Consider the following 18,107-nt stretch of genomic DNA (forward strand, 5'->3'; position numbering starts at 1 on the left):
GGGAGGGCTGGGGTGGGGGCCAACGATCGCGGCGATCTCCGACGCGCGCCTGCGGTGCGCCCCCCCATCCCGGCCTTCCCCCGCAAGCGCGGGAAGGAGCAGGGGCTTACGCTCATCGCATTCACTCCCTCCCCCGCGTGCGGGGGAGGGTTGGGGTGGGGGCCAACGATCGCGGCAATCTCCGACGCGCACCTGCGGTGCGCGCCCCCATCCCGGCCTTCCCCCGGAAGCGGGGGAAGGGGCAGGGGGCTTACGCCTCATCGCGACTACTCCCTCCCCCGCGTGCGGGGGAGGGCTGGGGTAGGGGCCAACGATCGCGGCAATCTCCGACGCGCACCTGCGGTGCGCGCCCACATCCCGGCCTTCCCCCGCAAGCAGGGGAAGGAGCAGGGGGCTGACACCTCATCGCAACCACTCCCTCCCCGCGTGCGGGGGAGGGCTGGGGTGGGGGCCAACGATCGCAGCGATCTCCAACTAGCACCTGCGGTGCGCCCCTCCGTCCCGGCGTCCCCACACGCGCCCGAGAACGACACACCCAGTGCGGATCCAGGCCCAGCTTGACGCAGGTCAAGGTGCCCGCCATGCCGGCGCAAGACCATGCCGCGACCCTGAAAGAGGTTTTCGCAACCATGGATTCGACACGCAAGCTCTGGACAGGACTGGCGATCCTGTTGATCAGTTCATTCGCCGTATTGCTATGGGTGGGCAGCGAGGTCCACCGCCAGGCGCCGCCGATGCCGGAGCAGGTGGTCTCCACCGACGGCAGCGTGGTCTATACCCGTGCCGAGATCGAACAGGGCCGCCAGGTCTGGCAGTCCATCGGTGGCCAGCAGCTGGGCTCGATCTGGGGCCACGGCGCCTACGTCGCACCCGACTGGGGCGCGGACTGGATGCATCGCGAGGCCGAGGCGATCCTCGACATCTGGGCCGCGCGCGAACACGGCGTGGACAGCCACAAAGCGCTCGACGCAGCAACGCAGGCGGCCTACGCCGCGCGCGTGCAGGCGCTGCTGCGGCCCAATACCTGGGACGAAGCCAGCCGGACGATCACCCTCGACGCCGACCGCGTCGCGGCGATCCGCCAGGTGGCCACGCACTACACCAGCCTGTTCGGCAACGAGCCGGAAACCGCCGCCCTGCGCGAAGCCTACGCGATGCGCAACGACACCGTGGGCGAGGCGGCGCATCGCGAAGCGATGACCGCCTTCTTCTGGTGGGTGTCCTGGTCGCAGTCGACCGAACGTCCCGGCCAGGAGATCAGCTACACCGCCAACTGGCCGGCGGACGAACTGGTCGGCAACACCCCGCCGCCGAGCGCCTTCCTGTGGACGGTCTTCAGCGTGCTGTTCCTGATCGCCGGCGTCGGTCTGCTCGGCTGGCACTACGCGGTCAGCCACGGCGACGAGATGGCGCCGGTGCTGCCCAAGTCCGACCCGCTGGCCGGCATCAAGGTCACGCCGTCGATGCGCGCCACCGCCAAGTACTTCTGGGTGGTGATGGCGCTGTTCCTGGTGCAGATCCTGCTAGGCGCGACCACCGCGCACTACCAGGTCGAGGGCCAGGAAGCCTACGGCTTCGCCCTGTCGGAAATCCTGCCGTACTCCCTCACGCGCACCTGGCACACCCAGCTGGCGGTGCTGTGGATCGCCACCGCGTGGCTGGGCATGGGCCTGTACATCGGCCCGGCGATTTCCGGCCACGAGCCGAAGTTCCAGCGCCTCGGCGTCAACGTGCTGTGGGTCTGCCTGATCGTGATCGTGGTCGGCGCGTTCGCCGGCCAGTGGTTCGCGGTGATGCAGAAGCTGGGCCTGGCGAAGAACTTCTGGTTCGGCCACCAGGGCTGGGAATACGTGGATATCGGCCGCTTCTGGCAGTGGTTCCTGTTCGTGGGCCTGATGCTGTGGCTGACCCTGGTCGGCCGCGCGCTGTGGCCGGCGATCCGCCACGGCGGCGAGTCGCGCTCGATCGTCAGCCTGCTGTTCCTGTCGGTGGTGGCGATCGGCATCTTCTACGCGGCCGGCCTGATGTGGGGTGAGCACACCCACCTGTCGATGGTCGAGTACTGGCGCTGGTGGGTGGTGCATCTGTGGGTGGAGGGCTTCTTCGAAGTGTTCGCGGTGGCGGTGATCGCCTTCCTGTTCACCCGCCTGGGCCTGCTGCAGGTGAAGTCGGCGACCATCGCGGTGCTGTTCGCCACCATCGTGTTCATGGCCGGCGGCGTGCTGGGCACCCTGCACCACCTGTACTTCACCGGCACCCCGACCGCGGTGATCGCGATCGGCGCCAGCTTCTCGGCGCTGGAAGTGGTGCCGCTCGCCTACGTGGGTTTCGAGGCCTACCAGAGCTACAAGCTCGGCAAGGCCACGCCATGGATGCAGCGCTACCGCTGGCCGATCATGTTCTTCATCGCGGTGGCGTTCTGGAACCTTGTCGGCGCCGGCCTGTTCGGCTTCCTGATCAACCCGCCGCTGCCGCTGTACTACATGCAGGGCCTCAACCTGACCCCGCTGCACGGGCACACCGCACTGTTCGGCGTGTACGGCATGCTCGGCGTCGGACTGATGCTGTTCTGCCTGCGCGGCCTGAAGCCGGACGTGAGCTGGAACGACCGGGCGCTGAAGCTCTCGTTCTGGGCCTTCAACATCGGCCTGGCGCTGATGGCCGTGCTGACCCTGCTGCCGATCGGCATCATGCAGCTGGTCGCGGTGCTCGAGCACGGCTACTGGTACGCGCGCTCGGCCGAGTTCATGCAGCAGCCGCTGATCGACATGCTGGTGTGGATGCGGGTGCCGGGCGACACGATCTTCAGCGTCGGCGCGCTGGCCCTGGCCTGGTTCATGCTGCGGCTGTGGATCGTGCCGCGCCGCGAGGCGCTGCCGGTGGCGGGCAGCGTGGTGGAGGCGCGCGGCTGAGGCAGGCAGCGCTCGCCGCCTGAAAGCACGGGTCCGGCATCCCCGAGTGGATGCCGGGCCCTGGTGCGTGATGCGGCGGGAGATCGGCGCCCCGGTCGGCGAAGACGGAAAAACAGGAGCAGGCATGGACACGGGCAGGCGCATCGGCATCGCCCTCAACCCGCAGATCGAGATCGACGGCGCGCTGGTGGCGCTGGCGCTGGACCTGGAGGTCGCGGAGTTCCGGCGGCTGATGGAGCAGGGCCGGATCTCGACGCTGTGCGAGCGCGGCGTGGGCGAGGACGCGGGCCTCTACCGCGCCAGCTTCTACTACGGCGACCGGCGCGCGCGCCTGGTGGTCGACGCGAGCGGTACGCCGGTAACGGATCGCTGAAACGGCGGGGACGGCCGCAGCTGCGACACCCGGGCGGCTTCGCGGCGCGCATCCCGCCGCTCGATCAGCGCCAGCGTCGGCGGACCGTCGTCCAGTCGCCGCTTGACCTGCGTCATGGGCAACAGCGACCGCGTTCGCCACCATGGCGCCCATGACCAGATCCGCGACCGCTCCTTCGCCCGGCCTGCTGGCCGTGGCCCCGCACCGGCTGATGTTCTTCATCGGCGCCGGCAACCTGCTGCTGGCCATGGCGTGGTGGGCCGCGTGGCTCGCCGCGCAGCGCTGGCCCGGCCTGCTGCAGCTGCCGCAGGCGTCCACCTTCCCCGGCTGGCTGCATGCCTTCGTCATGCAGTACCAGGTGCTGCCCAGCTTCTTCTTCGGCTTCCTGCTGACCGTGTTCCCGCGCTGGCTGGGACTGCCCGACATCCCGCGCTGGCGCTACGTGCCGGTGGGCGTGGGCATGTTCGGTGGGCAGGCGGCGATGCTGTTGGGCGCACTGGGCCTGGAGGTGGCGCTGGTCGTAGGCCTGTTCATGACCATCGCCGGCTGGAGCGCGGGCGTGTGGATCCTCGCGCGCCTGCTGCGGGCGGAACGCGGCAAGACCTGGCACGCGCGTTCGTGCCTGGCCGCGATGCTCCTCGGCCTGGCGGGCGTGCTGTGCTTCGGTGCGTTCCTGCTCGGCGGCTCGCCGTGGTGGGTGTTCGTGTCGATCAAGCTCGGCACGTTCGGCCTGCTGCTGCCGGTCTATCTCACGGTGGCGCACCGCATGTTCCCGTTCTTCGCCGGCAACGTGGTGCCTGGCTACGTGGCCTGGCGGCCGATGTGGCTGCTGGCCGCGGTCTGGGCGCTGGCGATGGCCCACCTGGCGCTGGAGCTGGCGCACGCCTACGGTTGGCTGTGGCTGGCCGACGTGCCGGCGCTGCTGCTCGCGCTCTACGCGCTGTGGCGCTGGTGGCCGCGCCGCAGCGCGCCGGGACTGCTGAACGTGCTGTTCGTGGGCCTGCTGTGGTGGCCGGTCGCATTCGCGCTGTATGCGCTGCAGAGCCTGCTCTACCTGCAGTCGGGGGTGTTCGCGCTGGGGCGGGCGCCGGCGCATGCGCTGTTCATCGGCCTGTTCGGCAGCGTGCTGGTGGCGATGGTCAGCCGCGTCACCCAGGGCCATTCCGGGCGGCCGCTGAAGATGTACGTCCTGGCCTGGTTCGCCTTCGTCGGCATCCAGCTGGTGGCGGCGACGCGCATCGCCGCCGAACTGGCGCCGGACACGCTGGCCTGGCAGGCGGCCGCGGCGCTGGGCTGGCTGCTGGTGCTGGCGCCGTGGGTGCTGCGCATCGGCAGGATCTACCTGTCGCCGCGCGCCGACGGCAAGCCAGGCTGAGATGCGCGCGCGTCTATCCTTGCGCGTCCGTCGACCGACAACGTCCGTTTTTCTCCCGAGGTTCCCGGATGATCGAGTTCTATCCCCAGATCAAGCACGCCCACATCGGCCTGGCCCTGCTCAGCGGCTCGTTGTTCGCGCTGCGCGGCCTGCTGCTGCTCCTCGGCGTGCGCTGGGCCAATGCCGCGCCGCTGCGCTACCTGAGCTACGCGATCGACACCGCGCTGCTCACCGCGGCGCTGATGCTGCTCACCATCCTGCCGGCCGGGCTGTACGCCAATGGCTGGCTGGCGGTGAAGGTGGCGCTGATCGTGGCCTACGTGGTGCTGGGCGTGTTCGCCCTGCGCCGGGGCCGGACCCGCGGGACGCGCGCGGCCTGCTACGTGGCGGCCCTGCTGGTGTTCGCGCAGGTGTACTTCATCGCCCGCACCCACCATCCGCTCGGCGCCCTTTACCTGCTCGGTTGAGCGCTGCCGGTCAGGCCAATGTCGCGCGTCCCAGCGCGGCCAGCACGCACCAGGCCACCACCAGCAGCACCGGCACCCGCCCGCTCGCCAGCAGGACCAGGGCGACCGTCGCCACCAGCAGGTCGATGGGGCCGCGGACGCCCTCGCGCCACAGCGGGTCGTACAGCGCCGCGGCCAGCAGGCCGACCACCGCGGCATTGATGCCCGCGACCACGCGCGCCGCGGAGGGTACCGCCATCAGCCGCGCCTGCAGCGGCAGCAGCGCCGCGACCAGCAGCAGGCCGGGCAGGAAGATGGCGGCCAGCGCGATCGCCGCGCCGGCGCCGCCGGGCCCGGCGCCCGGCAGGCTGGCGCCGAGGAAGGCCGAAATCGTGAACATCGGGCCTGGCACCGCCTGGCTGGCGCCGTACCCGGCCAGGAAACGGTCGGCCTCCAGCCAGCCGGGCGCGACCACCGCCTCGTGCAGGAGCGGCAGCACGACATGGCCGCCCCCGAACACCAGCGAGCCTGCGCGATAGAAGGCCGCGAACGTGGAACGCGCATCCGGCACGCTGCCCGGCGGGTGCGCGAGCGCGAACGCCAGCAGGCACACCCACATCGCCAGCAGCCATGGCACCGCGCGCGCACGTGCAGGCGGAGCAACGGCGGCCCCGGTGGTCGCGGGGTCCGGGGCACGACACAGCAACAGGCCTGCGGCGGCGCCGAAGGCAATCGCCGCCAGCTGCGGCCAGAGTCCGCCGGGCACGGCGATGGCCAGCACCGCAGCCGCAAACGCGATGCCGATCCGTCGTGCGTCCGGCGTCAGCGTCCGCGCCATCCCGGCCAGGCCATGGGCGACCACCGCCACCGCGAGCAGCTTCAGCCCGTGCAGCGCCGGCACCAGCCAGTCCTGCTGCGACAGTGACGGCAGCAGCAGCGCGAAGCCGGCCATGAGCAGGGCGGAGGGCAGGGTGAATCCGACGAAGGCCGCCACGCCGCCGCGCCAGCCCGCGCGCTGCAGGCCGATCGCGAAACCCAGCTGGCTGCTGGCCGGGCCGGGCAGGAACTGGCACAGCGCCACCAGCTGGGCGAAGCGTGCATCGTCCAGCCAGCCGCGCCGGTCCACGCATTCGCGGCGCAGATAGCCCAGGTGCGCGACCGGTCCGCCGAACGAAGTCAGTCCCAGCCGCAGGAAGCTGGCGAACACCTCGCGCGCCGAGCCGCGTGCGACGCAGTCCTGCGGATCAGGGGCGGGCGCCATGGCGTACTCGCGCCTGGATCGTCATGGCACCTCGCGGCTGCGCGGCTGCGGCAGCCGCCAGCCGCGGCGGATCGCCAGCCAGCGCAGCACGAAGCAGGCCACCGCGCCGCCGACCGCGACCGGCGCCGGCGGCAGCGACAGCGCATCGCCGAGCACGACCACGAGCGCGCCGACGAAGGCGGCGACCGCGTACAGCTCGCGCTGCAGCACGCCCGGGATCGTGGCGACCAGGACGTCGCGCACGATGCCGCCGCCGACGCCGGACAGGATGCCGAGCATCACCGCGCCGGTCGGCCCCAGCCCCGACGCCAGGGCCTTGCCGGCGCCGAGCACGGCAAACAGCGACAGGCCGATCGCGTCGGAGATCTGCACCGGATTGCGCAGCCGCTCCACCACGTCGTGCCACCAGAAGGTGACCAGGCCCGCCGCCACCGACACCGCCAGGTAGCGCCAGTCCACCACCGAGGCCGGCACCAGGCCCAGCAGCACGTCGCGGATGATGCCGCCGGCGGTGGCCGCGGCGAACGACAGCACCAGCACGCCGAACAGGTCCAGCCGGTGGCGCACGGCCACCAGGCCGCCGCTGATCGCAAAGGCGAAGGTGCCGAGGAAGTCGATCAGGACGACGAAGGTGGCGGTCATGGCCGTCGCCTTCCGCCGCTGTCGCCGCCGCTCACGACATCGGTTCCGGTTCGCGCATGCCCGGCGGCTGCGGCGGCAGCGGGATGAATTCGCCGTCGTCCAGGTCGGGCAGCTTCATCCGGCCGGCGGCCCAGTCCGCGCGCGCCTGGTCGATGCGCTCCTTCGAGGACGAGACGAAGTTCCAGTCGATGTAGCGCGGCCCCACCGGTTCGCCGCCCAGCGCCATCAGCACCGCGTCATCCAACGCCTCGATCGTGGCCGCGTCGCCGGGCAGCAGCACCGCCATGCTGCCGGTGTCCACGCGCTGGCCGGCGATCTCCACGCTGCCGCGCGCCACGTAGACCGCGCGCTGCGGATACTCGGCCGGCAGCGAGGTGCGGGCGCCGGCGCGCAGCGTCCAGTGCAGGTAGAACTGCGGCGAGTCCACCCGCACCGGCGATTCGAGGCCGCCCAGTCGACCCGCGATCAGCCGTCCGGACACGCCACCTTCGGCGAAGGCGGGCAGGGCGCCGGCCTCGTAATGCCAGAACCCGGGATCGGTTTCCTCGCGCTCCTCGGGCAACGCCACCCAGGCCTGGATGCCGTCCATCGGGCCGCCCCGTTCGCGCAGGCGCTCGAAGCGCTCGGAATGGGTGATGCCGCGACCGGCCGTCATCCAGTTGACCTCGCCCGGGCGGATCGGCTGCTCGGAGCCGACGCTGTCGCGATGCGTGATCTCGCCGTCGAACAGGTAGGTGATGGTGGACAGGCCGATGTGCGGATGCGGACGCACGTCGGCCTCGCGCGACAGGCCCGGCTCGAGCAGCTTCGGGCCCATGCGGTCGAAGAAGATGTAGGGGCCGACCATGCGCCGGCGCGCGAATGGCAGCACCCGGCCGACCTCGAAACTGCCCAGGTCGCGCGAGCGTTGCGGAATGACGAGTTCGATCATGCGCGTGCCTCCTGCAGGCCGCGGAAGCGGAAGGCGCATCATCGCAGCTGCGGGCGGGGGCGAGGCAAGGTCCTGACGGGACACTGGTTTCCGCCACCGGCGCGGTGTCGAGGCGCTGCAGGGCCGGCGACGCGGATCGCGGCCCGAAGCGCCGCGCCGCCACGTCCGCAGCCCGCAGAAAAAAGGCCACCCCCGGCGAACCGGGAGTGGCCGAACGGCACCGGGGAGTGCGCCGTAATTACTTGCCGACCGGGAGGGAGAGGTCGGTGTCGGGCTTGATCGCACCGACCGGCGAGGGCGTGGTCATCAGGTCGTGGTTCCACTTGTCGCCTTCGACCTTGATGTGCGCCGCCGCACCGAGCAGCACCGCCTCGATCAGGTTGTGGTTGAGATAGACGTGCAGGCCCGGCTGGTGGAAGGTGTAGAGCGCCGCGCCCGCCGAGCCACCGCGGATGAACCAGGTCTCCAGGTCCTTGAGCGGGGCGTTGGCGAACTTGCCTTCTTCCCAGACGTAGTCGCCGTGGCCGCCGATCAGGTGCGGGCGCGTGTCGCGGTTGGCCTGCGAGTGCACCAGCAGCACCGTCTCGCCGACCTTCGAGGTCATCGCGTTCTCGCCGGCCAGCGCCCCGACCGCGCCGTTGAACACCACGTGCGAGGGCGTGAGGCTGCGCATCGCATCGAGGGTATCGGGCAGCGACTCGGCGTGCGACGCGTAGGACTTGAACTTGCCATCGGCGTCGCGCGGAATGTAGAACTCGGTTTCGCCGATGTAGTAGGCGCGGTCGTACTTCAGGGACTTGCCGTTGCCGTCGGTCAGGCCTTCGCGCGGCAGCACCATGATCGTGCCGTGCATGCCGGCCACCACGTGCCAGGGCGTCATCGGGCCGCCGGGGGCGCAGTGGTACACGAAGGTGCCCGCGCGCGTGGCCTTCCAGCGCAGCGTCACTTCCTCGCCAGGCTGGATCACCGTCAGGTCGCCGCCGCCCAGCGCGCCGGTGGCGGCGTGGAAGTCGATGTTGTGCGGCATCGTGTTGGTGGCCGGATTCACCAGCGTCACCTCGACGTAGTCGCCCTCGTGCACCACCATCAGCGGGCCCGGGATCGAGCCGCCGAAGGTCATCGCGTGCATCTTGGTGCCCTCGCCGTCGATCACGATTTCCTTCTCGACGATGGGCAGGGTGAACTGCACCACCTTCGGGCCGCCCTTGGCGACCTGGTCGTGCTCGTGCACGAAGGGCGGACGCACCAGGGTGACCTGCTGACGGGGCAGGGCGGCCAGGTCCGAAGCCTGGTCCAGCGTCGCGTTGACCAGCTCCAGCGCGTCGACCGCCTGTGCGGGGTTGGGGACGCTGGCGCCGAGCGCCAGGACGAGGGCCGAAGCCAGGACACTGGTATGCAGGAGTTTCATGAGGGTCTTCCTCGATATCCGCGTTGTTGGGGTTCGGGGATATCGTGGCGGCCGGACGCCCGCCTGCATTTGATTGAAATCAACCGCACGCCTGCGTATGGCGCGTTTGTGGGGCCGATTGCCTCCGGCTTGACATGGATCAAGCGCGGGCGATGCTCAGCCGCAGGGACGGTCCCTGGCGAACGGGTTGAGGCGGCGCACCCAGCTGTCGCCGCAGTCGATGTCGGGCGGAGCCCGCGCGGCTTCGGCCTCGGCCCTGCGGCGTGCGGCCACGTCGCGGCGCGACCGTTCCGCGGCGGAGATGGCCTCGCGGATCGCCGGCAGCGCGGCCAGCGCCGCACGCTCGCCCTCGAGGATCGCCGCGTTGCGCTGCTCGAAGCTGACCGGGCCGATGTCGTTGACCTGCGGCCGGATCACCACGTCCGCGCGCGCCAGCTCCTGGCGACCCAGGGTCTGGCCCATGATCGTGATCGACTGGTTGACGATGCCGGCCAGCGCCGTCGGCGTGGTGCCGCCGGCCTTGCTGGAGATGTCCACGGCGATGACGAGGTCGGCGCCGAGCTGGCGCGCAGCGTCCACCGGCACCGGGCTGACCACCCCGCCGTCGACGTAGCTGCGCTCGCCGATCCGGGTGGGCTCGAACACGCCGGGCACGCTGCTCGAGGCGCGCACCGCCTGGCCGGTGTTGCCGCGCACGAACACGACGCGGTCGCCGGTGTCCAGGCGCGTGGCGACGGCGGCGAAAGGCTTGGCCAGTCGCTCGATCGGCTTGCCGCCGACCTCGCGGTTGACGTAGTCCTGCAGCGCCTGGCCCTGGACCAGGCCACCGGCGAACAGGCGCACGTCGCGCAGGCTCGATTCGTCCAGCGCCGCGGCCCGGCGCTGCATCTCGAACGCGTCCATGCCGCTGGCGTACATCGCGCCGACCACGCTGCCGGCGCTGGTGCCGGCCACCACGTGGGCGCGGATGCCGTTGGCCTCGAGCATCTTGATCGCGCCGATGTGGGCGAAGCCCTTGGCCGCGCCGCCGCCCAGCGCCAGTCCGATCCGCAGCGGCGGTGGCGCGGGGGCGGTCGCCGGCGGGGGCGCCGCAGCGGGTGCGTCGCGCACCGCCTGGCCGCCGCCGCACGCGGCGACGAGCAGGCCCAGCAGGGCGGCGGGGAGAAAGCGGAGGCGGGCGCGGTTCATGGGCGGGCGGCGGGGGGAGGGGATCGGGCCGGCAGCGCGTCCTGCGTTCCGTGGCCCGGTGCGGCGAGCATATCGGCCGCCGGCCTGTCGCCGGCTGAAGCGGCGGCGCCACGGGCGTCCCGATCCGCAGGCAAAGAAAAAGGCCGGTTTCCCGGCCTTCTTCTGTATCGAGTGGTGGAGCCAGGGAGGATCGAACTCCCGACCTCGTCATTGCGAACGACGCGCTCTCCCAGCTGAGCTATGGCCCCACGAGGCAGCGCATTATAGGGGAGCCTCGGCCTCGCTGCCAACGGCCAGCAGCGGCGCCAGCACCGGTTCGAGTTCGGACCGGCGCCATCCGGACAGCATGCCGGGCCAGTCCTCGCCGTCGAGCAGGGTCTCCAGCCAGCGACGCGAGGCGAGCACGCCATCGGGCAGGCCCAGTTCGCCGCTGCGCGCCGCGACCGCATCCTGCAGGCGCCGCAGCGCCTTGCGGTCGCGCTCGGTGGTGCGCGGCGCGGGGGCGTCGGCCTCGTCGTCCAGCGGCGTGTGCAGCGCCGCGAGCACCGCCCCGGCCAGCTTGCGCGGCGCCTTCGGGTGGGCGGCGAACAGGCGGTCGAGCGCGGCGGCGTCGCCCGGCGCCTCGCGGGCGAGCAGGGCGGCCAGGTCGCTGTCCAGGACCCAGCTGCGCGGCCGGTCGCTGCGCCGGGCCTGCTGTTCGCGCCAGCGCAGCAGCCGCAGCAGGCGTCGCTGGCCGTCCACGTCGAGGAACTGCGCGGCGCGCTGGGACAGGTGCGGCCAGCGCTCGGATTCGTCGCGCCGCGCAGCCTCGACCATCCGCGCGCAGTCCTCGGAAAACCAGTCCATCCGCCCGAGCGTGCGCAGCTTCGCATCCAGCGCGTCGTGCACGGCGAACAGGTGGCGCACGTCGTCGGCGGCATAGGCCAGCTGCGAGGCCGAGAGCGGCCGCTTCAGCCAGTCCGAGCGGGTTTCGCCCTTGTCCACGGCGATACCCAGCAGTTCCTGCACCATCCGCTGGTAGCCGAGGCCGGCGCCGACGCCGGCCAGCGCGGCGGCGATCTGGGTGTCGAACAGCGGGTCGGGGACCACGCCGCAGGCCTGGCGCAGCGCCACCAGGTCCTCGCTGGCGCTGTGCATGATCTTGATGACGGCGCGGTCTTCGAGCAGCGGCGCCAGCGCGCCGGCCATGCCCTCGACCAGCATGTCCGCCAGCACGATGTCCGGCTCCGGCGCGCCCGGCACCTCGATCGCCACCTGCACCAGCGAGAGCTGCGGCCAGTAGGTGCGCTCGCGGATGAACTCGGTATCCACGGCGACGCGGGCGTTTGCGGCGGCGAGGTGCGTGCGGAGGACGGCAGGGTCCGCGACCCAGTGTGGCGAAGACGACATGGCCGGCAGCCTACCGGCGCGCGACCCGGCGTGGCAATGGCGCGGCTTCGCGCCTCCTGCCGCGATCGCTTAATCTGGCGCCGATGTCGTCGAGCAAGTCCCGATTGCGCTGGGCCTGGATTGCGTGCGCGCTCGGCGCCGCGCTGTGCGCCGGTTGCGCGCGCGACGGCGACGCGCCGGATGCAGCCGGCGGCGCAACTGCCGACGCGGCCGTGGCCAGCGGCAGCGTGGTCGTCAGCGGCGACGACCGCGATGCGGCCAGCCTGACCTGGCGCCCGCCCGCGGTCGACCTGGATGGCGGCGATGCGGCCGCACTGCGCGAACGTGCCACTGCGGCGCTCGCCGAAGGACGGCTCTACGAAGATGCCGATTCCGCGGTACCGATCTACCTGGCGCTGTCCACGCTGCCCGAACACGCCCGCTTCGCGAAGGCCGGGCTGGCGCGCGCGCTGCGCCTGCTGCTGCGCGACGGCGACGCGGCCCTGGCCCGCGCCGGCGACGACGACCAGGCGCTGCGCGAAGCGCTGCTGCTGGCGACCGTGCTGCGCGCGATCGATCCCCGCGACGAGGCGGTGCAGGCCTTCCTCGGCCGGGTCGACCTGGCCGAGCGCGTGTCCACGCTGAACCTGGCCGGCGAGCAGGCGCTGGCCGAAGGCGCGCTGGGCGAGGAGGGCGGCGGCGCGCTGGCGGAATTCCGCGCCGCGCTGGAGCTGCTGCCGGACCAGCCGCGCGCGCGGCAGGGACTTGCGGCGGTGGAAAGCGCGCTGATCCGTCGTGCCGAGGACGCCGCCGAGAACGCCGACTTCGATGCGGCCGCGCGCTGGCTCGCCCATGCCAACGAGGTGCGGCCGGACGACGGCATCGAGACCGTCGCCGATGCCCGCGAGCGCGTGGCCACGATCCGCGCCACGCGCATCGCGCGCCTGCGCGACCTCGGCATCGGGGCGTTGCCGAGGTTCGGCGGCATCGACCTGGCCCGCCGCCACCTGGCCGAACTGCTGCGCATCGCCCGTCCCGGCGACCCGGCGGCGACCGAACTGCGCGAGCGCATCGACCTGGCCGTGCACTACGGACTGTACGCGCCGGGGCAGGTGTTCACCGACGCGCTGCAGACCGGCGGCCGCGGGCCGCAGATGGCGGTGGTGCCGCATGGCGCCTTCACCATGGGCGCGCCGCCCGGCGAGCGCGACGCCAGCGACTTCGAGCGGCCGGCGCATCCGATCCGCTTCGGCCGCGGCTTCGGCATGTCGATCCGGGAGATCACCGTCGGCCAGTTCCGCCGCTTCATCGCCGCCACCGGACACCGCACGCGCGCCTCGCGCCGCGGCTTCTCGATGGTCTACGACGAGCGCAGCAACAACTTCGTGCGGCGCAGTGGCGCCGACTGGCATACCGACTACCTCGGCCGTCCCGCCGACGACGGCCTGCCGGTGGTGCACGTGAGCGCGCGCGACGCGCAGGCCTACGTGGAATGGCTGTCCGCGCAGACCGGGCGCCGCTACCGCCTGCCCAGCGAAGCCGAGTTCGAGTACGCGCTGCGCGCCGGCAGTACCGGGCGCTATCCCTGGGGCAGCGGCGAACCGCCGCCGCGGATCGCCAACACCACCGGCGGGCTGGACCGCTCGCCGGCCGGCCGCAGCTGGGCCAACGCCTTCCGGGGCTATGGCGACGGCCACTGGGGGCCGGCCCCGGTGGGCAGCATGGAGCCGAATGCATGGGGGCTTCACGACCTCTCGGGCAACGTCAGCGAATGGGTGGCCGACTGCTGGCATGATGGCTACCGCCGCGCCCCGGGCGACGGTTCGGCCTGGATCAATCCGGGCTGCCGCGACCAGGTGATCCGCGGCGGGTCCTGGGCCAGTTCGCCCGCGCAGACGCGTTCGGCCTGGCGTGCGCCCGCGTCGGTGGACACCACCAACGCGCGGCTGGGCTTCCGCGTGGTACGGGATCTCTAGGGTCGAGGAAGGTCAGGAGGGGGCGGCGATGCGACGTGATCCGTTCGGTGGGCGCTACCGGCAACAGCCGTCCGGCGGCAGGCGCGGGATCAACCCGCGTTTCATCATCCTGCTGCTGTTCGCCGGCTATGGCGCGTATTACTGGTTCTCCAACCAGTCGGTGGACCCGGTCACCGGCGAGTCGGTGCTGATCGACCGCAACCTGTCGATCGAGGACGAGAAGGCGCTGGGTCTGCAGGCCTACGAGGAGATCCTGAGCCAGGAGCGGCCGGTGGATCCCGACTCGCCGATCGCGCGCCAGGTGCGCGGCATCGCCGAACGCCTGGTGGCGAAGGTCACCGAGGTGGAGCAAGCGCTCGCCGCCGAGAACGGCCAGCCCGCCCCGACCTTCTCGCAGAGCTTCCAGTGGGAGGTCAACGTCATCGAGTCCGACCAGGCCAATGCGTTCTGCCTGCCCGGCGGCAAGATGGCGGTCTACACCGGCCTGGTGCCAGTGGCGCGCAACGAGAACGCGATGGCGGTGGTGATGGGCCACGAGATCGCGCATGCGCTGCTGCGCCACGGCGCGCAGCGCATGGCCCAGCAGAAGCTCAGCCAGGTTGGCCAGATGGCCGGCGCGATGAGCGGCATGGACCCGCAGCAGCAGCAGATGATCATGGCCGCGATGGGCTACGGTTACCTGCTGCCCTATGCGCGCAAGCACGAGACCCAGGCCGACGAGGTGGGGCTGATGCTGGCCGCGGCCGCCTGCTTCGATCCCCAGGAGGCGGTGCCGCTGTGGGAGCGCATGAGCGAGGCCAGCGGCGGCCAGGCGCCGCCGGAGTTCTCCTCGACCCATCCCAACCCGGGCACGCGCATCGCCAACCTGCAGGCGCTGATGCCCAAGGCGCTGCAGTACCGCGAACGCTTCTGCGGACAGGGTGCGGGCGGGCAGCCCTGAGCGCCCCCGCGCTCAGAAGCCCATGTACAGGCCGCCGTTGACCGGAATATTGGCGCCGGTGATGTAGCCGGCCTCGTCCGCGGCGAGGAACTCGACCGTCCGCGCGATCTCCGACGGCTGGCCGAGGCGCCCCACCGGCACGCGGTCGACGATGCCCTGGCGGATGTCTTCCGGGATCGCCGCGACCAGCGCGGTCTCGCAGTAGCCCGGCGAGACCGAGTTCACCGTCACGCCCTTGCGCGCGACCTCGCGCGCCAGCGCCATGGTGAAGCCGTGCATGCCGGCCTTGGCCGCGGAATAGTTGGTCTGGCCGAACTGGCCGGTCTGGCCGTTGACCGAACTGATGTTGACGATGCGGCCGAAGCCGCGCGCCATCATGCCCTCGACCGCGTGCCGGCACAGGTTGAACACGCTGTCGAGGTTGACCGACAGCACCGCGTCCCACTGCGCACGGTCCATCTTGCGCAGGGTGGCGTCGCGGGTGATGCCGGCGGCGTTGACCAGCACATCGAGCGAGCCGTGCGCCTGCTCCACCCCGGCGACGAAGGCCGCGCAGGCATCGAAGTCGGACGCGTCCAGCGGCGCGAAGCGGATGTCGAGGCCGTCGACCTCGCGCTCGAAGCGCGCCACGCGTTCGGGATTGCCGTGGAGGTCGGCCGCGATCACGCGGCGCCCGGCGCGGGCGAGCTGGATGCAGATGGCAGAGCCGAGCCCGCCGATGCCGCCGGTCACGACGGCCACGCGATTGTTCATTCGATCTTTCGGGAAAAGATGGGACGCAGGGCGACGCGATGCGCGCCGCGCGGGAGGCCGCGGTCAGCGGCCGCGACGCTCCGCGCCGGGCTTCTGGCCGACGCTGCCGGTGAGGTTCTTCTGGAATTCCTTCCACATTTCCATGTTGCGCTCGGTGAGCTGGTTCATCAGCGCCCACGGCGTCTGGCCGAGCATCCCGCCCATCTGCTGGCGGAACTGCTGCTGCTGGTCCAGGAAGATCTGCATCGACCGCTCCAGGTAGCTGCCCATGAAGCCCTGCATCGAATCGCCGTAGAAGCGGATGATCTGGCTCAGCAGCTGGGTCGAGAGCACGGGTTCGCCGTCGGACTCGTGCTCGGCGATGATCTGCAGCAGCACCGACCGGGTCAGGTCCTCCCCGGACTTGGCGTCGCGGACCTCGAATTCCTCGCCGTCGACGATCAGCTGGCGCACATCCTCGATGGTGATGTAGCTGGAGATCTCGGTGTCGTAGAGACGACGGTTGGGATACTTCTTGATGATCCGGGTCGAGGCCATGGAGCAATTGCTCGAAGGATTGGTGCCTCGCAGCATGGCGCAGCGCAGCAGGGCTTGCAAGCCGGCGGTCGCCGGCCGGCGCGGCCGCCGCGTTTCCGGGTCGCGGTGCCCGCCATCGAACGCATCCCCGCCGTTGTGCGGGAGCAGGCGCCGGGTCCGATGCCTGGAAGGGAAGGTCCGGCGTCCGGAGCGGACCGGGCAAACCCGGCGGTGCGGGGGGAGAGACCCGCCCGGCACTGCGCCGCGCGCGGAAGCGGGGGCCGCCTCCGCGCACGCGGCGCGGCTCACCAGCCCATGTGGTGGCCGCCGTTGATGTCCAGGTTGGAGCCGGTGATCCAGGCGGCCTGCTCGTCGACCAGGAAGGCGACCGCATAGGCGATCTCCTCGGGCTTGCCCAGGCGGCCGGTGGGGATGTCGGCCGCGATCTTGGCGCGCACTTCCTCCGGCACCGCCATCACCATGTCGGTGGCGACGTAGCCGGGCGAGACCGTGTTGACGGTGATGCCGAGCTTGGCGTTCTCGCGCGCCAGCGAAATGGTGAAGCCGTGCATGCCGGCCTTGGCCGCGGCGTAGTTGGCCTGGCCGTACTGGCCCTTGAGGCCGTTGATCGAGCTGATCTGGATGATCCGGCCCCACTTGCGCTCGCGCATGCCGTCGATCACCGGGCGGGTGACGTTGAACACCGAGTTGAGGTTGGTGTTGATGACGTCGTTCCACTGATCGGCCTTCATCTTGTGGAAGGTGCCGTCGCGGGTGATGCCGGCGTTGTTGACCAGGATCTCGATCGGGCCGAGCTGCTGCTCGACCTCGCGCACCATGCGCTCGGCTTCCTCCGGCGAAGTGACGTCGCCCTTGACCAGGGTGAAGCTGTAACCCTCGGCCTGCATCTGCGCCTGCCAGGCGCGGGCCTTCTCCTCGTTGCGGTAGTTGGTCGCCACCTTGTGGCCCTGGTCCGCAAGCTTCTTGCAGATCGCCGTGCCAATCCCCCCCGTTCCGCCGGTCACCAGAGCCACGCGTGTCGCCATGTGCATCGTCCTCTTCCGCCGCCCTCGCGGCACCGGGTCCAGTCTAGTCTGCGTCGATGGCACCCGTGTTGTGCATCGCGGCGCGAAGGGCGACCGGTCCTCGGGGAATCCGGCCAGGCTCGAAGGCGGGCAAGGCCAGGGCGAGAAACCGTTCCGGCGTTGCGGCCTCCGCCACCGCCCGCGCGTCCTGGCCGAGGACGCGCCAGGCCGCGACGAGCGCGGGCATCGGTGCGTGGTCGTCCACCGGCAGCGCCGCCTGCGACTTGGAGAGCTTGCGCCCGTCCCCGTCCAGCACCAGGGGCAGATGCAGGTAGGCCGGCGTGGGCAGGCCCAGACGCTGCTGCAGCAGGATCTGGCGCGGGGTCGAGTCCAGCAGGTCGGCGCCACGGACCACCTGGGTGATGCCCTGGTCGGCATCGTCGACGACCACCGCCAGCTGGTAAGCCCAGGGGCCGTCGGCGCGACGCAGGACGAAATCGCCGACCCCGGTCGCCACGTCCTGTTCGATGCGCCCGTGCACCGGGTCGTCGAACGCGATCACCGCGCGGTCGGGCACGCGCAGCCGGATCGCCGGATCGTGGCGGCGCGCGCCGGGCACGCAGCGACGATGGATGCCGCCGCTGGCGGCCAGCGCGCCGCGGCTGCAGTGGCAGGCGAAGGCGTCGCCGCTGGCGAGAAGCCGGTCGAGCGCGGCCTGGTAGAGATGGCCGCGCTCGCTCTGCCGCACGATCGCGCCGTCGGCGTGGAGTCCGAAGTGCTCCAGCGTACGCAACTGCGCCTGTGCGGCACCGGGGACCTCGCGCGGCGGATCGAGGTCTTCCACCCGCACCAGCCACTCGCCACCGGCATGGCGCGCCACCAGCCAGCTGCCGAGCGCGGCCACCAGCGAGCCGAAGTGCAGCGCGCCGGTGGGCGATGGCGCGAAGCGGCCGCGGTAGTCGGTCGGGTGGGGCATGGCTGAACGGGTCGCGC

16 protein-coding genes and 1 tRNA gene are annotated in these 18,107 nt (G+C 71.5%); 6 read left to right on the top strand and 11 right to left on the bottom strand.

What is annotated here, in order from left to right; translation table 11 throughout:
• The first annotated feature begins 629 nt into the window (after nt 1–629).
• The 4 genes from ACFQ2D_RS01345 to ACFQ2D_RS01360 all read left to right on the top strand — a co-directional run bounded on the left by ACFQ2D_RS01345 (nt 630) and on the right by ACFQ2D_RS01360 (nt 5,127).
• Nucleotides 630–2,912, top strand: coding sequence for a nitric-oxide reductase large subunit (locus ACFQ2D_RS01345; protein WP_280941809.1), 2,283 nt, complete (start codon nt 630–632; stop codon nt 2,910–2,912).
• Nucleotides 2,913–3,036: 124 nt separating this feature from the next.
• Nucleotides 3,037–3,285 carry a DUF6522 family protein gene (locus tag ACFQ2D_RS01350; protein WP_280941810.1) on the top strand — a complete coding sequence of 83 codons (249 nt, stop codon included), beginning with the start codon at nt 3,037–3,039 and terminating at the stop codon, nt 3,283–3,285.
• Between the two features lie 151 nt (nt 3,286–3,436).
• Nucleotides 3,437–4,660, top strand: coding sequence for an NnrS family protein (locus ACFQ2D_RS01355; protein ID WP_280941811.1), 1,224 nt, complete (start codon nt 3,437–3,439; stop codon nt 4,658–4,660).
• A gap of 68 nt (nt 4,661–4,728) precedes the next feature.
• A complete protein-coding gene (locus tag ACFQ2D_RS01360; protein WP_280941812.1) occupies nt 4,729–5,127 on the top strand; it encodes a SirB2 family protein in 399 nt (132 codons plus the stop codon).
• A gap of 10 nt (nt 5,128–5,137) precedes the next feature.
• Here the strand turns inward: ACFQ2D_RS01360 and chrA are convergent, their stop codons facing one another.
• The 7 genes from chrA to rnd form a co-directional block, all read right to left on the bottom strand.
• Nucleotides 5,138–6,367 (bottom strand): chromate efflux transporter, encoded by a 1,230-nt coding sequence (gene chrA, locus ACFQ2D_RS01365; protein ID WP_280941813.1) that lies wholly within the window; start codon nt 6,365–6,367, stop codon nt 5,138–5,140.
• Nucleotides 6,368–6,388: 21 nt separating this feature from the next.
• Nucleotides 6,389–7,009, bottom strand: coding sequence for a trimeric intracellular cation channel family protein (locus tag ACFQ2D_RS01370; protein WP_280941814.1), 621 nt, complete (start codon nt 7,007–7,009; stop codon nt 6,389–6,391).
• A 31-nt stretch (nt 7,010–7,040) separates the two neighbouring features.
• Nucleotides 7,041–7,940: a pirin family protein gene (locus ACFQ2D_RS01375; RefSeq protein ID WP_280941815.1), complete on the bottom strand. Its 900-nt coding sequence runs from the start codon at nt 7,938–7,940 to the stop codon at nt 7,041–7,043.
• A 238-nt stretch (nt 7,941–8,178) separates the two neighbouring features.
• On the bottom strand, nt 8,179–9,348 hold the full coding sequence (nirK, locus tag ACFQ2D_RS01380) for a copper-containing nitrite reductase (RefSeq protein WP_280941816.1): 1,170 nt from the start codon (nt 9,346–9,348) through the stop codon (nt 8,179–8,181).
• A 156-nt stretch (nt 9,349–9,504) separates the two neighbouring features.
• Nucleotides 9,505–10,536, bottom strand: coding sequence for a patatin-like phospholipase family protein (locus ACFQ2D_RS01385; RefSeq protein WP_280941817.1), 1,032 nt, complete (start codon nt 10,534–10,536; stop codon nt 9,505–9,507).
• 172 nt (nt 10,537–10,708) lie between these two features.
• A tRNA-Ala gene (locus ACFQ2D_RS01390) sits at nt 10,709–10,784 on the bottom strand.
• A 13-nt stretch (nt 10,785–10,797) separates the two neighbouring features.
• A complete protein-coding gene (gene rnd, locus ACFQ2D_RS01395) occupies nt 10,798–11,925 on the bottom strand; it encodes a ribonuclease D (RefSeq protein ID WP_280941818.1) in 1,128 nt (375 codons plus the stop codon).
• Nucleotides 11,926–12,008: 83 nt separating this feature from the next.
• Between rnd and ACFQ2D_RS01400 the strand changes: the two genes are divergently transcribed.
• The gene (locus tag ACFQ2D_RS01400) at nt 12,009–13,880 is read left to right on the top strand and encodes a formylglycine-generating enzyme family protein (protein ID WP_280941819.1); all 1,872 of its coding nucleotides are present in this window, start codon (nt 12,009–12,011) and stop codon (nt 13,878–13,880) included.
• 28 nt (nt 13,881–13,908) lie between these two features.
• Entirely contained in the window at nt 13,909–14,820 is a 912-nt protein-coding gene (locus tag ACFQ2D_RS01405) for a M48 family metallopeptidase (RefSeq protein ID WP_280941820.1), read from the top strand.
• Nucleotides 14,821–14,832: 12 nt separating this feature from the next.
• Here ACFQ2D_RS01405 and phbB (ACFQ2D_RS01410) read toward each other — a convergent pair whose 3' ends face one another.
• The 4 genes from phbB (ACFQ2D_RS01410) to gluQRS all read right to left on the bottom strand — a co-directional run bounded on the left by phbB (ACFQ2D_RS01410) (nt 14,833) and on the right by gluQRS (nt 18,090).
• Nucleotides 14,833–15,573, bottom strand: coding sequence for an acetoacetyl-CoA reductase (phbB, locus tag ACFQ2D_RS01410; protein ID WP_280941821.1), 741 nt, complete (start codon nt 15,571–15,573; stop codon nt 14,833–14,835).
• A gap of 63 nt (nt 15,574–15,636) precedes the next feature.
• Complete coding sequence (phaR, locus tag ACFQ2D_RS01415; protein ID WP_386795509.1) at nt 15,637–16,110, bottom strand: polyhydroxyalkanoate synthesis repressor PhaR; 474 nt, start codon at nt 16,108–16,110, stop codon at nt 15,637–15,639.
• Nucleotides 16,111–16,394: 284 nt separating this feature from the next.
• Nucleotides 16,395–17,135, bottom strand: a complete 741-nt coding sequence (gene phbB, locus ACFQ2D_RS01420; RefSeq protein WP_280941822.1) for a beta-ketoacyl-ACP reductase — start codon at nt 17,133–17,135, stop codon at nt 16,395–16,397.
• A 43-nt stretch (nt 17,136–17,178) separates the two neighbouring features.
• Complete coding sequence (gluQRS, locus tag ACFQ2D_RS01425; protein WP_280941823.1) at nt 17,179–18,090, bottom strand: tRNA glutamyl-Q(34) synthetase GluQRS; 912 nt, start codon at nt 18,088–18,090, stop codon at nt 17,179–17,181.
• Between the last annotated feature and the right edge of the window lie 17 nt (nt 18,091–18,107).

The organism is Luteimonas composti (genome assembly GCF_042678665.1).
In the GTDB taxonomy this organism is placed as follows: Bacteria; Pseudomonadota; Gammaproteobacteria; order Xanthomonadales; family Xanthomonadaceae; genus Luteimonas; species Luteimonas composti.